This window comes from Chitinophaga niabensis (assembly GCF_900129465.1).
Taxonomy (GTDB): Bacteria; Bacteroidota; Bacteroidia; order Chitinophagales; family Chitinophagaceae; genus Chitinophaga; species Chitinophaga niabensis.
The window spans coordinates 1,351,136-1,364,857 of record NZ_FSRA01000002.1; the positions used below are offsets into that span (position 1 = coordinate 1,351,136).

The window sequence follows — 13,722 nt, forward strand, 5'->3', positions numbered from 1 at the left end:
CGTTAAATGGGGCAGGAAAGCCCCCGATTTGCCCCTCTGACGATCAGAATAAAACACTATTTTTGCAACTCATTTTAAAATTTATCATTTATATGAGCCAACGCGTGAAGATCAAGCAGATCCTGCTTAGCGACAAAACAGACTATGAAGTAACGGTTAAAGGATGGGTACGTACCTTCCGTAATAACCAATTTATAGCTTTGAATGATGGCTCTACTAATAATAATCTCCAGATCGTAATTGAACTGGACACTGACCCTGCTTTGCAAAGAAGGCTCACTACCGGCGCTGCTATCAGCGTAACAGGCCAGGTGGTGGCATCCCTGGGTAAAGGTCAGAAAGTGGAAGTGAAAGCACGTGAACTGGAGGTCCTGGGGGATTGCGATGGTGAAAAGTATCCTTTGCAATTAAAGAACAGGCCCAGTTTGGAATACTTAAGGGAAATTGCACATCTGCGTTTCCGTACCAATACTTTCGGGGCCATTTTCCGTCTCCGTCATTCCCTGGCTTTTGCGGTACACAAGTTCTTCAATGAAAAAGGATTCGTTTACCTGCATACGCCCATCATCACTGCATCTGATGCAGAAGGTGCGGGCGAGATGTTCCGCGTAACCACGCTGGACCTTAAAAAGCCGCCTTTAACAGTGGATGGCGACATTGACTTTAAAGAAGATTTCTTTGGCCGTTCTACCAATCTTACCGTATCCGGGCAGCTGGAAGGTGAACTGGGGGCAATGGCTTTTGGTGATATCTATACTTTCGGGCCTACCTTCCGTGCGGAGAATTCTAACACAGCGCGCCACCTTGCTGAATTCTGGATGATTGAACCGGAGATGGCGTTCTATGATCTGAAGGATAACATGGACCTCGCAGAGGAATTCATCAAATACGTGATCCGTTACGCTTTGGAGAATAACCGGGAAGATCTTGAATTCCTGGCTTCTCGCCTGGTGGAAGAAGAGAAATCCAAACCTCAACAGGACCGTAGTGAAATGGGGCTGATCGAGAAGCTGGAATTTGTGTTGAACAATGAATTCATGCGCATCACTTATACTGAAGCAATTGATATCCTGAAGAACAGCAAACCTAATAAGAACAAGAAGTTCCAGTACCTCGTGGAAGAATGGGGCACTGATCTGCAAAGTGAACATGAGCGTTTCTTAGTAGAGAAACACTTTAAGAAACCAGTGATCCTTACTGATTATCCTGCGGCGATCAAATCGTTCTACATGAAGCAGAATGAAGATGGTAAAACGGTGAGGGCGATGGATATCCTGTTCCCTGGTATTGGGGAGATTGTGGGTGGTTCCCAGCGGGAAGAGAATTATGATAAGCTGGTGAAGCGTATGGAAGAACTGCATATTCCTGTGGAAGAGTTGAGCTGGTACCTGGATACGCGTAGATTTGGAACTGCGCCGCATGCCGGGTTTGGGCTTGGGTTTGAGCGGTTGGTGTTGTTTGTGAGCGGAATGACGAACATCCGGGATGTGATTCCTTTTCCGCGTACGCCTAAGAATGCTGAGTTTTAGCTTATTGTTTTTTATAGAGAGGAAGAGGTTGTCTTTTTTTAAGGCAACCTCTTTTTTTATGCTTATTTCCGCTGGTGGTCCTTTGGGGTGGAGCTGAGCGGTGGTGTTTTCCTTGTTCAGTTATGTACCAAATGATGCAGTGAGTGACACAACGGCGGCTGAATAGAGAACGATATGCCGGCTCAACATTCTCTTTTTTATGGAAACCTTTTTCTTCTGCATCTCTTCTTTGAGCAAAACACAAGTGTGTGTTTCTTATCTAATCCGGGCGGCGGGTTTCGTTCCCGTTGCTGTTCTTAAAACTTATTGTTATGGCTGAAATGAACACTGGTAACGATCAGGGCCGCAACCATGGCGGCCATCGCAGCAAGAAATTATCTACACGGGTAGATATGACACCTATGGTAGATCTGGGGTTTCTTTTGATCACTTTCTTTATGTTAACTACTACAATGGCTAAGCCTAAGGTGCTGAACCTTATTATGCCGGCGGACGGAGCGGGTGTACCTGTTGGGGAAAGTAAGGCATTGACCTTGCTGGTGGGTGAGAACAATGTTATATCATGGTATGATGGGCAGGGGGATGATCCTTTGCATCCGCCTGTGATCCATCAAAGTAGTTTTTCTCCTGCTAATGGTATTGGGGAGGTGATCCGTGCTAAGCAGAAAAAGGTGGCTGCTGCATTCGGGGATCCGGATGACCTGGTGATCCTGATCAAAGCTACCAAAGGCTCCAGCTACCGCAATATGGTAGACGCTTTGGATGAGATGAAGATCAACCGGGTGGCCCGTTACGCTTTGGTGGATATCACGGAGCAGGAAGTTAATATGCTGGATGCACTGCATCCCTGATTTCCTTATCTTTATTGTTCCAAAACAATAAGATATGGCTACTGTTAATTCCATCCCTTCTGTTGATCTGTCTGACTTCACCTCCGGCGATCCTGCACGCAAAGCTGCGTTTGTGGCAAAACTCGGGAAAGCTTATGAAGAGGTAGGTTTTGTGGCGGTAAAGAACCACGGTATTTCCGATGCGCTGATCGCTGATCTGTACAAGTATGTACAGGAGTTCTTTAAACTTCCTTCCGAAATAAAACACAGTTATGAAATACCTCAGCTGGCCGGCCAGCGCGGGTATACTTCTTTCGGAAAGGAGCATGCCAAAGGTTTTGATGCACCTGATCTGAAAGAGTTCTTCCAGTTCGGGCAGTCTGTGGAAGATAACGATCCCATTGCTGCGGAATATCCTGATAATGTACAGGTAAAGGAAGTGCCTGCTTTTACACCTACTTTTTTCCAGGCATACCGCGGTTTTGAAGGTTCGGGCAAAGCATTGTTACAGGCCATTGCGCTGTACCTTGGATTGGATGAACATTATTTTGACGACAAGATTCATAACGGTAATTCCATTCTCAGAGCTATACATTATCCTCCCATTACACAGGAACCCAAATCAGCTATCCGTGCAGAACAACATGAGGACATTAACCTGATCACCTTGCTGGTTGGTGCTTCCGCAGATGGTTTGCAGATACTGGACAAACAAGGCAACTGGGTGCCGGTAACTTCCTTGCCGGAACAGATAGTGGTGAATGTGGGAGATATGCTGCAAAGGTTAACCAATAACCGTCTTAAATCTACTACACATCGTGTGGTGAACCCGCCGCGTGAAATGTGGAACACTTCCCGTTTTTCCATTCCCTTTTTCCTGCATCCAAAATCCAATATGGACCTCAGTTGCCTGAGCAGTTGTGTGGATAAGGACCATCCGCTGGAATATGAACCGATCACTGCCGGCGAATATCTTGATGAGCGCCTGCGGGAGATTGGTTTGAAGAAGTAGTGAACAGGCTCAGTGCTTCATGTGATGAGATGCCCTGCCCGTTGAACAAACGGGAGAAGTAATCCTTCATGGCTGGCGTAAGCTTGAACTTTACGTTGTAAGGGAAGTTCATAAAATAGCTGTGTTGCCAGCCTACCATATCATGGAAGTTAATATAAATAGCATTATCTGCACGCTGGCGGCGGCTTGCCTTTTCTCCTAATTGTTTTTTCAATGTGAGTACGTGCGCGCCTTTGAGCTGAAGGTCTGTTTGATTATAGTGTACATAGATCTGTTTCGCAAAACGGATCTGCTCTACCCATTCCGCATGACCACGTTGGGGAACACAGGCAGCATTGATCACGAGGTTATCTACAAAAGGTGTTGAATTGATGCTGCTGATGTCGTGCTGCTGTACCATTTGTTCGAGGATAATATTTCCCATACTGTGGTAGAAGGTGGTCAGCTTTACACCGCTGATCCAGGGTTGGTCTTCCTGCCTTGCCTTTTGAAATTGCTGTAGCATTTGCAGGTACTGGCCGGCAGATAAACGGGCATTCAAACGTGCTATACGGAAGTTCTTGGAGGGCTTGTAAGTAGTGTTGATACTGGAATAATCGAACATCACCACATTCACATCATACTGCCTGCTCATTAACTGTGCCCTGTACACGTTGCTGGTAAAGATCTTCCCCATCCCTTCTGCGTACACAACAATGTCTTTTTTATGGGGGAGCAGTTCCATCGCTTCGTTGAGCGAGGGGGCCTGGTAAACTTTCCATTTACCTTCCAGTTTTTCCAGGAAGAAATATTTAAGGGAAGTGGTATCCAGGTACTCGTCTACAAAGCGGAGGCTGTCCGGATGGATGAAGCGGTTGCTGACAAAGACCAGGCAGGTATCTCCGGTGATCACGGGTTTCATAGCGGACCGTTCCAGTACAAACTGCGACCAGTATTCAGTGGTATTGTAATTGGCCAATTGTGCCTGGGCTTTTACTTGCAGAAGGAGCAGGAGTACTATTAAAAACCGCTTCATAAGCTTCGGATTATGCTATTATCATTAACGCCTAAACGAAGGGCTTTGTTCTTCGTTCTTGTGGTTTCCTTTTGTACATATGCAAGATTTATGCCCCAAAAAGCGGCAAATGTTGTACAAATGACTTGTAAATCAACAGAGTTGCCGATAACAGCTGAAAATTCCTTTATTTTACTTTAAATTCAGTTTTCCAATCATTGTTCCTATAGTGTTTTTACGCCACATCTCTTTTCTGAAGGCTGTTTTGTTGCACAGCGTCACTGCATTCGGGGGCCCGCAGGGTCACCTTGCTATGATGATGAAAACCTTTGTGCAGCAGCGAAAGGATGTAACGGAGAAGGAACTGATGGAATACAATGCTTTCTGCCAGTTGCTGCCCGGAGCGTCTTCTTCCCAGACGCTTACGCTTATTGGTTATAAAAGAGGGGGTGTGCCGCTGGCGGTACTCACTTTGCTGATCTGGATCACCCCGGCCTGTTTATTAATGGGGTCCCTCAGCTTCCTGCTGCAGTACATGGATAAAAGGGCGCTGCAGGTAGATATCTTTAAATACGTACAACCCATGGCGGTTGGATTTTTGGCGTATGGGAGCATTAAAGCTTACCAGATCAGTATCCGCAGCTGGGCTACGGTGGGGATCATGGCAGTGGCCATGCTCACAAGCTATTTCATTAAATCTCCCTGGACCTTTCCGGCCCTGATCATCCTGGGCGGGATCATTTCCAACTTTAGTGATAAACGTATCCCGGGCATACCGGAGAAGCCCAAAAAGATCCAGTGGATGAACCTCTGGCTTTTTGCACTGATCTTTTTGCTGGCGGGTTTCTTCTCAGAACTGGCGCGTTCGGAGAACTGGATCACCAGGAGGCCCTTTAACCTTTTTGAGAACTTCTACCGGTTCGGCAGCCTTGTTTTTGGCGGTGGGGACATCCTCATTGCGATGATGCTGGAACAATATGTAACACGGGCGAAATCCAAGTTCATGTCTGCCGAGGAGTTGCTAACAGGAGCAGGAATTATGCGTGCAATGCCGGGACCTACTTTTTCCGTATCTGCTTATGTGGGAGGTATGGCCATGCGTAGCCAGGGACCATTTGCACAGTTCCTGGGAGCTACTTTAGCGCCTATCGCTATTTTTCTGCCGAGCATGCTGCTGGTGCTTTTCTTTTTTCCTATCTGGAATAACCTGAAGAAACATGTGATGATCTACCGTGCGTTGGAAGGGATCAATGCAGTGGTGGTAGGTATTATGTGGGCAGCTACTTTTATACTTTTCTTTGCGGTACACTTTACCTGGTATAATATCCTCATTATGCTGGGTACGCTGAGCTTATTATATTTCACCAGGTTCCCTGCGCCTATCATTGTACTGGTGTGTATATTGATGGGATGGTGGTTCTCTTAACTTTTCTCTTAGCTCAGCGGCTCTTCCAGATAACGAGCAGTTCTTTCCTCCGGCGGTCTGTTACTTCCAATACCACTTTATTCCGCAGCACGATCTTAGTATCATCCGGGTCTACTTTCTGCAGATGAGATACCTGTACCATCTGGTGGTTATTGATCTGGTAGAAACGCATATTGGTGAACAGCTCAGTATAGTAGCGGAAAGATCGGGGGGAATTGAGTACGCGGCCATCCTCCAGGTAGAACACGGTTTTTTCGCTGAAGCCTTCAAAGTAACTCACCTCATCCACAGAAAGGGTAACCTCTTTTCCCTGGGAGCAGGGGATCACCATCTGACGCACTTCGCCGGCTGATTTGTTGAAATTGGCCAGCAGCACTTCGTAGCGGGGATGCGGATTTTTGTTTTCGATACGTTTGATAACAGTGCCCACTGCCTGTAGCAGACTTTCTTTATCGATGGGTTTTAAGATCAGTTCTACTTCGCTTAGGCGGATGGTGTGCAGGAAACGTTTTTCAAAAGCGGTAACAAAGATAGCCTCAAAGGAAGCATCGTAGGCTCCGGCAAGTACGTCGAATCCTGTGCCGTCGGGCATTTCCAGGTCAAGGAAAACCAGCTGGGGTTTGTGGTTCCTGATCTGTTCAATGCCTTCGCGGCAGTTGGCCGCTGTGCCCACAGCTTCTATCTGTGGACAATACTTGCCCAGCATGAGGGAGATAATATCCCTGCTATTCCTTTCGTCGTCTATTATTACAGCGCGGATCATATACTACTAAGTTGGCGCGGAAGATCTATAACTGAGGGATCAGTATCCTGATAATGGTTCCGCTGTCATTGGCCTGTTTAAGTGATTTATCGATGATCTCTATCTGGATGCCGGTGTTGTACATTTTATTGAGTAACTCGGCCCTGTTAAGACTTATCTCCATACCGGAGGACTGGTGATGCGAAGGCAGGGAACGTAAGGCCCTGGAGCGTTCTATTCCTATACCATTATCTTCTATCACACATTCCAGCATATCTGATGCTACCTGGTTAAAATGAATGGCGAGCAGGCCGGAGGCATGATCTTCATTGGTCATACCGTGTTTCACGGCATTCTCTACATAAGGTTGTAACAACATGGCGGGCACTTCCAGTTCTGCGGTGGCAATCACGGGGTCTACCACGATCTCATAGCTCATCTTATTCTCAAACCGCATCTTTTCGAGACCAAGATAGGTATTTAAATAAGTTATTTCATCTGAGAGGGTGATAAAGTTCCTGCGGGAGAAGTCCAGCGTTTTGCGAATGAGGTAGGAGAAGTCCGACAGATATTTCTGTGCATGTTCATAATCCCGCTGCATCACAAAAAGCTGAATGGAGTTGAGGCAGTTGAATATGAAGTGTGGATTGATCTGTGCACGAATGGCTTTCAGTTCTATCTCTGCAAGCTTTTTGCTGTATTCTACTTCCAGTTGCAGTTTGCGCTGCTCTTCCAGTTCCAGTTTCTTCCTTAATATTTCTGTTGTCTGTTCTTTTACAAGTTCTTCCAGCTGCTCATTCAGTTTGCGTTGCAGCTCTTTGTTCTTGTTGAGCTGTTTGATGAGCATCTCCTGTGTTTTTGTTTTTTCCTGGTGTGCTAATTTGTTGCGGTAGCTGAGGCCCGCAGCAAAGAAGAGGGCCTGTAACAATACGCCCAGCACCATGATGTTATAAGGAGATACTAATTCAGGAATGGGGGTGAAACCTACAGGTTGTGTATTGTTCACATAGGCCCATACAGACAATACCAGCAGGCTGATGGAGCCGAAAAGGAAAAAACGGATCAATGGATGATGGCGTGTTCTGCGGGCCAGCGCTACAAAAGAAATAGCGATGGGGATGATGGTGATGAAATACATCCAGGTATAGATAGTAGCAGAAGTCTGATAATCCCCGGAGGCAATGAGTGCTATGCATACGAGAATGAGAATGCCTGTTGCGATGGCGCCATAACGGTAACATTTTTCCATCAATGGGAAACGTTCGCGCAGGCTGAGGAACATGTTGCCGAAGAGCATGTACATGAAATAAAAACAGAACAGCATGGCCGGAATGTCCCAGTAATATTTGAACATGGGGCAGAAGTAGAAGAAGGACAGCTGGTAAGGTTTCGATTCCAGGCGTAGTGCGAAGAAGATGATCAGGCCGAGAATGTATCCTGCAAAGTAAAGCGAGGAACGATCCGGCAACTGGGTGTAATTGATAACGGTTACGCAGAGGAACACTAATAGCATACCCAGCAGTACCTGTATCACCAATACTTCGCTTTTATAATGATCTGCTTCCACATGCCGGAAACCTGCATAGTGAATGGGATCATATACTACGGGCATAAAAGCATTTTCCCGGTAGAAGCGATTAATGATATGGAAGTAATATGTTTTTGTTTCGCCGGCCCCTACATGCAGTGGGAAAGAGTAATGGCCCCATCTGTCCACATTCGCGCGGTCTATCATCATGCCGGTATGCATGGCCAGTTGCTGCCGGCCTTCGTTATCTGGTGCGTACCATTCAATATCGTCATGAAAGCCGGTAAAGAAATAAACGAGGGAATCAATTTCGCTGGTGTTCCTGATGGTGAGTTTCAGCCAGATATTATTTACCTCGTGCAGTACTTTTTTATGGGGATGAAAAAGGGGCGTATCATTTTTGAATGTCATGTTCTGCAGGTCCTTCACTTTATACTTTCCTGCAGGATCGTGAAACACGGAGACGTAGGAACGCACATCCTGTCCATTTACAGGAGCGTTAAAATTAATGGCAAGGGTATCTTGTGCAACTGCGGGTTGGGAGAAGTGCAGGGAGCAACAAAACAACAGGCATGTTAATAGTATCCGATTCACAAACTGTTGGTTAGGGTTTATATAAAGTGTCTATAAGCCGGGCCAGTTCACGGTCTTTATCAGTTACTACGTTTCCTGCACTGTGTGTGGACAGGAATATGTCCACTTTATTATACTCATTTATCCAATGCGGATGATGATCTAATTTCTCTGCAACAAGCGCTACTTTAGTCATGAAAGCAAAGGCTTCTTTGAAATCAGTGAACTGAAATGAGCGATTGAGCCGGTTTTCTTTTTCCTGCCACATAGAATTCATTTAAATGGATCATAACAGGGCTTGCGTGTGTTCAGGGTTACGTCCACATGATTATTAATAAAAGATCAAAATATCAGGTTGATCTTATTTTTGATATCCTTCATATCCAGTAATGACACCAGTTGCACGAGTTCCACCTTTCTGCATTCTTCTATCAGATTCTTTACGTCTGCTGCCTGGTAGTAATTTCCTTTGATAAGCCAGATGTAATCCACGTGTTTCAATTCTGGCAGCAGGAATTCTGCTTTGCAGTGATTATTATAAAAATAATGCGCTGCGGATTTGGTGGGTTCTTCGTACTCCAATACTGTAAAGTAATAGGCACGTTGTTGTTTATTGAGTTTGATCTCCAGGGAATTATTAACGCGGAAATCGTACCCGAGCTGTTGATTGATCTGCCAGCAAAGCTGATAGTCCCTTGCGGGGGACATGATCCCGGCCAGCCAGGTGTCCTCAAAAAAGTCCTCCACCAACTGTTCCTGGTCTAATTTGAGTTTTAGTACAGACATTCCTGTAAAGATATTTAAGTTTGCCCTGTTCTCAGGGTTTTTTCTTTTTCCTTTTAGGTTCACCTGCCGGGTCCCAGAAAACCGTCTTAAAATCCTGGATCTGGTTATCCACTACTTTGATGCCTTCATTTTCCAGTAATTCCTGCATGAGGGTAGGTGTGGCAAAATGGTGTGCACCGGTGAGCAGTCCCTTACTATTTACTACGCGGTGAGCGGGAATGGGAGGGTTTGCGCTGTCGGCCGCGTTCATGGCCCAGCCCACCATTCTTGCAGAAAGCCGGATCCCTGCCGATTCTGCAATAGCGCCATAACTGGTGGCACGGCCGCGGGGGATCTTACGTACGATGGCATGCACGGTATCCATGAAATTCGGTTCCTCCTTCGCTTTTTTAGCTTTCGTCGTTTTTTTGACGGCGGGCGGCAAGGAGACGGGCTTTTTTGTCGTCGGGGACTTTTTCATAATCATACGGGCAATGCAGGCAACCGTTTCCGCAGCAATAACCACGTTCTTTGTGGTACTTTTCCGTGAATACGAAGTATCCCTGCTCGTTATAGTAAAAATCAATGTTCTCCTGCAGCTGTTTCATCTTCCAGGTCCAGTTTTACCGCTTTCCATTCAATGGGAGCTGCGGGCAATACAAATTTAAGGAACCTGATAATTCTCCCGTCTGCCAGGTGCATTCCTTCATAAAAGGTCTGGATCCGCAATAATGGCGATACTTCTTCCTGTGCGTAAACATTTGGAATATCTTCCAGCAGGGTGCAGCCGGTGGCTTCAATTACCATGCGGGTGAAATGATATAGCTCGGGAGAATCTGTTTTTAAGTTGATGGTGCCGCCTGGTTGAATGATCTTTTGGTAATGGGCCAGGAATCGGGGATGGGTAAGGCGGTGGCGGGCCCGGGATTTTCTGAGGAAGGGGTCCGGAAAGGTGATCCAGATCTCTTCTACTTCACCGGGAAGGAAATAGTCCTCTATCTTATCTATTTGCGTACGGAGGAAGGCTACATTGGTGAGTTGCTCTTCCATGGCTATTTTGGCGCCTTTCCAGATGCGGTTGCCTTTGAGGTCTACCCCCATGAAATTCCTTCCGGGGTATAAACGGGCCAGGCCCAGTGTATAATCTCCTTTGCCACAAGCCAGCTCCAGCGTCAGGGGCTGGTTGTTCCCAAAATGGTCTTTCCATTTACCGGGCATTCCTTCCGGATAGATGAGCACATTCGGGAAAGTTTCTATCTCTGCGAATCGTTGAAGTTTCTTTTGTCCCATAGAAGGGGCAAAATTCGCTCATTTTTTCGCCTGATTCTAAAAAAATCCCCTTTTTTTAAAGTTTTTGCATAAAAAAAGCTCATAAGTGTTTAACTTATGAGCTTATTAAGCTGTAGGGGTAGGAGTTGAACCTACACGAGGCGGTTAGCCATAGCACAAATAAGATTAGTGGTCAACCCATTACGCTACGTTTATCCCGTTATCCCCACCCTCGAGACGAGAGGGCATGTCTGCCAGTTCCATCACCCCACAAAGTTGAGTTCTCGGCTGTGGTGTACTTCTTTTAAGCAACTTCAGCTTATCAGGAACAGTAAAATGTTACTAATTATGATGCAAATCTAAAGAGAAGGGGTATTTTTTGCAAATATTTTAAATAAAATTTTGGAAATTTCGAGATTTTTTAAATATTTGCATGTAAGTTAAAAACATTCAAAAACAATTTGTCAAAATGAGCCACAATTTGAATATTGACAAACTGGATCTCCAGATCATCAGCGAGATGATGTCCAACGCTGAAATCTCCTACGCGGACCTGGGGAAGAAACTCTTCGTTTCAGGGGGTACTATTCACGTACGGATGAAGAAACTACAGGAGCTGGGTATAGTTAAAGGTACAAGATTACACGTAGATTTAAAAATGATCGGGTATGATGTGATCGCTTTTATCGGGATCTTCCTGGAAAAAAGCTCACTGTACGACACTGTTGCCAAAGAACTCCGCAAAATGCCGGAGATTGTTCGCCTCAATTACACTACCGGCAGTTACAGCATGTTTGCTGAGATCATCTGCAAAGACATTACCAATCTCCGCCGTGTATTACACGACGAGCTTCAAAAGATCAAAGGGATCGAGCGCACCGAAACATTTATCTCATTAGAAGAAAGCTTTACCCGCACCATCAATGTGGTGGAATAAGAAATAAAAAAGGATGGCGGAACCCCCGCCATCCTCTTATCCTATTTAAAGCCAAGTCTTTTCTCCATTTCAGTGCTCAAGGCCGGCAGTTTTCTTCTTTCAATCAAAAAGCTGGTGAGCCGGGCAATATCCGCAAAGATGTAATGTTTGTCCAGCGCGCCTTTCAGGTAATCCCTGCCGGTGCTGCCACCTGTGCCGATCCGTGAACCGATCATCCGGTGTACCATACTCATATGCCTGTATCTCCAGGTGCTGAGTTGTTCATCTATTTCCAGCAAACTGTTCAACAACTGAAATGGTAACTGCAGGATGGGGTATCCCCTGTATAACATAATGAACAATGCGGCCCTGCAGGCCCTGGGGGAAAGCTGGCGTACAGCCTCGGGGGTATCTTTGGTAAAGATGGTATTGAACTGATCGCGATTACTTTGTTCTGCGGCCGCGAGACTGTTAATATAGATCTGCTGATAATCTTCCCAGAAAATGTGTTCCGTTGGGTTGCTGATATCGCTGACTGGTTTGTAATTCGTCCAGTTATGTGCTTCTTCGAAGAAGGGCATCCTTTCCAGCCATTGGTTGAGCAGGTCTATAATGGACTGTTGGTTTTCCGCTTGTTTGATCAGGTCTATCTGTGCCTGTTTTAATTGAGAAATGTAATATTCCTGCCCGAAGCGATGCTGGTATTTCAGTCCCAGCCTGGCTTCCAGTGCTTTAAACTGCCAGCTTTGAAAACCGGAGGCCGGGCGGAGCATGTCACGGAAATCGAGGAAGTCCATGGGCGTCATGGTTTCCATGATATCGATCTGGTGTACCAATAGCTTGAGAATGGTAATCATGCGGGATGTTCTGTGAACAACGGTTTGCAGCTCCGGGGAGTTATCGTTCACCGGTTTTTGCATGATCGCCGCTACTGAATCCACTTCAAAAAGCAATTGTTTAAACCATAGTTCATAGGCCTGGTGAATGATGATGAACAACATCTCATCATGTGCGTGGAGTTGTTGTTTATCGCTTTCCAGTTCCTGGGCATTCAGTATTTTTTCTAATTGCAAATAATCGCCGTAATGCACATCCGTTTTTGTCATGTGAAAATTAGTTGGGTGTAAATAAATAAGTTGGTTTTCGCTGATGTAGAACGGCGACGGTCAGGTTGGACTTTTGATGATGTTTTTCCAGATATTCATTGAGCAGGTAATTTATAAGCTGGGGATCCTGCCTCCATCAACAGGTAAGTTAATGCCGGTGATGTAAGCGGCTGCGGGAGAGGCGAGGAAAGCAACGGCGGCACCAAATTCTGCCGGATCGCCGAAACGCTGCATGGGAATTTCTGCTTTCCATTCATCCGCGATGGTTTGTACGGGAACACCCCTGGATTCGGCGGTTGCTTTAAAAAGACTTTTCAGGCGGTCTGTTGTCATGGCGCCGGGCAGTACATTATTGACGGTAATGCCAAAGGGGGCCAGTTCGCCGGCAAGGGTTTTGGCCCAATTGGCCACTGCGGCCCTGATAGTATTAGAAACGCCCAGGTTTTTAATGGGTGCTTTTACAGAAGTAGAGATGATCTGGATGATCCTTCCATATCCGCTGGCTTTCATGCCGGGCACTACAGCCTGGGCAAGTACCTGGTTGCAGACCACGTGCATTTCAAAGGCTTTCATAAAAGCGCCACCTTCCGCAGCAAGGATAGGTCCTCCGGAAGGGCCGCCACTGTTATTAACGAGGATGTTTACGATCTGCGCATCCGTGATAGCCTGGATGGTGGCCTGTACATTTTCCGGGTTGGAGAAGTCCACCACATAGTAATTGTGCTGCTGGCCCTGGCTTACATCTAAAGATGCTACGGCAGCTGTGAGGGAGGTTTCGTTTCGCGCGAGGAGGATGCAGGAGGCTCCAAGCAAGGCTAATTCCTTTGCTGATGCGAGTCCCAGGCCCTGAGAGCCGCCACTGACCACTGCAATTTTTCCGGCTAACGAAAGTTTCATAGGGTAAAGGTAAGCAATCACCCGCTGACAGACGTTTTGTAAATATTTTTCATTAGGTTTGCAATAAGCTTGAAGCACACACGGGCCTTCCGCACCGGAACGGCTGGTAATCAAACACTTTACGGATCTTATTTA

The 13,722-nt window shown here is 46.2% G+C and carries 15 protein-coding genes; 5 read left to right on the top strand and 10 right to left on the bottom strand.

What is annotated here, in order from left to right:
• Positions 1–92 precede the first annotated feature (92 nt).
• From asnS to BUR42_RS22690, 3 genes are all read left to right on the top strand, one after another.
• Complete coding sequence (gene asnS, locus BUR42_RS22680) at positions 93–1,529, top strand: asparagine--tRNA ligase (protein ID WP_074241867.1); 1,437 nt, start codon at positions 93–95, stop codon at positions 1,527–1,529.
• Positions 1,530–1,840: 311 nt separating this feature from the next.
• Positions 1,841–2,380 carry an ExbD/TolR family protein gene (locus tag BUR42_RS22685; protein WP_074241868.1) on the top strand — a complete coding sequence of 180 codons (540 nt, stop codon included), beginning with the start codon at positions 1,841–1,843 and terminating at the stop codon, positions 2,378–2,380.
• Positions 2,381–2,414: 34 nt separating this feature from the next.
• The gene (locus tag BUR42_RS22690; RefSeq protein WP_074241869.1) at positions 2,415–3,371 is read left to right on the top strand and encodes an isopenicillin N synthase family dioxygenase; all 957 of its coding nucleotides are present in this window, start codon (positions 2,415–2,417) and stop codon (positions 3,369–3,371) included.
• Here the strand turns inward: BUR42_RS22690 and BUR42_RS22695 are convergent.
• Positions 3,316–4,386, bottom strand: a complete 1,071-nt coding sequence (locus BUR42_RS22695; RefSeq protein WP_074241870.1) for an alpha/beta hydrolase — start codon at positions 4,384–4,386, stop codon at positions 3,316–3,318. The genes BUR42_RS22690 and BUR42_RS22695 overlap by 56 nt on opposite strands.
• Positions 4,387–4,594: 208 nt before the next feature.
• Here BUR42_RS22695 and chrA point away from each other — a divergent pair, with 208 nt between their 5' ends.
• Positions 4,595–5,791: a chromate efflux transporter gene (chrA, locus tag BUR42_RS22700; protein ID WP_074241871.1), complete on the top strand. Its 1,197-nt coding sequence runs from the start codon at positions 4,595–4,597 to the stop codon at positions 5,789–5,791.
• 13 nt (positions 5,792–5,804) lie between these two features.
• On the opposite strand, the gene BUR42_RS22705 is transcribed toward chrA, so the two are convergent.
• The 7 genes from BUR42_RS22705 to trmB form a co-directional block, all read right to left on the bottom strand.
• Positions 5,805–6,554: a LytR/AlgR family response regulator transcription factor gene (locus BUR42_RS22705; RefSeq protein ID WP_074241872.1), complete on the bottom strand. Its 750-nt coding sequence runs from the start codon at positions 6,552–6,554 to the stop codon at positions 5,805–5,807.
• A 25-nt stretch (positions 6,555–6,579) separates the two neighbouring features.
• The gene (locus tag BUR42_RS22710; protein WP_084185767.1) at positions 6,580–8,655 is read right to left on the bottom strand and encodes a histidine kinase; all 2,076 of its coding nucleotides are present in this window, start codon (positions 8,653–8,655) and stop codon (positions 6,580–6,582) included.
• Positions 8,656–8,665: 10 nt separating this feature from the next.
• On the bottom strand, positions 8,666–8,902 hold the full coding sequence (locus tag BUR42_RS22715) for a 4a-hydroxytetrahydrobiopterin dehydratase (protein ID WP_074241874.1): 237 nt from the start codon (positions 8,900–8,902) through the stop codon (positions 8,666–8,668).
• A gap of 74 nt (positions 8,903–8,976) precedes the next feature.
• The gene (locus BUR42_RS22720) at positions 8,977–9,420 is read right to left on the bottom strand and encodes an IPExxxVDY family protein (RefSeq protein WP_074241875.1); all 444 of its coding nucleotides are present in this window, start codon (positions 9,418–9,420) and stop codon (positions 8,977–8,979) included.
• Between the two features lie 31 nt (positions 9,421–9,451).
• Positions 9,452–9,784: an MGMT family protein gene (locus tag BUR42_RS22725; RefSeq protein ID WP_074241876.1), complete on the bottom strand. Its 333-nt coding sequence runs from the start codon at positions 9,782–9,784 to the stop codon at positions 9,452–9,454.
• Between the two features lie 25 nt (positions 9,785–9,809).
• On the bottom strand, positions 9,810–10,007 hold the full coding sequence (locus tag BUR42_RS22730; protein ID WP_074241877.1) for a C1orf53 family protein: 198 nt from the start codon (positions 10,005–10,007) through the stop codon (positions 9,810–9,812).
• On the bottom strand, positions 9,982–10,689 hold the full coding sequence (gene trmB, locus BUR42_RS22735; RefSeq protein ID WP_074241878.1) for a tRNA (guanosine(46)-N7)-methyltransferase TrmB: 708 nt from the start codon (positions 10,687–10,689) through the stop codon (positions 9,982–9,984). The genes BUR42_RS22730 and trmB overlap by 26 nt, the downstream gene beginning before the upstream one ends.
• Before the next feature lie 448 nt (positions 10,690–11,137).
• Here trmB and BUR42_RS22740 point away from each other — a divergent pair, with 448 nt between their 5' ends.
• Complete coding sequence (locus BUR42_RS22740) at positions 11,138–11,605, top strand: Lrp/AsnC ligand binding domain-containing protein (RefSeq protein ID WP_074241879.1); 468 nt, start codon at positions 11,138–11,140, stop codon at positions 11,603–11,605.
• Between the two features lie 41 nt (positions 11,606–11,646).
• On the opposite strand, the gene BUR42_RS22745 is transcribed toward BUR42_RS22740, so the two are convergent.
• Both BUR42_RS22745 and BUR42_RS22750 read right to left on the bottom strand, forming a co-directional pair.
• Positions 11,647–12,690, bottom strand: a complete 1,044-nt coding sequence (locus BUR42_RS22745; protein WP_074241880.1) for a tryptophan 2,3-dioxygenase — start codon at positions 12,688–12,690, stop codon at positions 11,647–11,649.
• 111 nt (positions 12,691–12,801) lie between these two features.
• Complete coding sequence (locus tag BUR42_RS22750; RefSeq protein ID WP_074243153.1) at positions 12,802–13,587, bottom strand: SDR family oxidoreductase; 786 nt, start codon at positions 13,585–13,587, stop codon at positions 12,802–12,804.
• Positions 13,588–13,722: the final 135 nt, after the last annotated feature.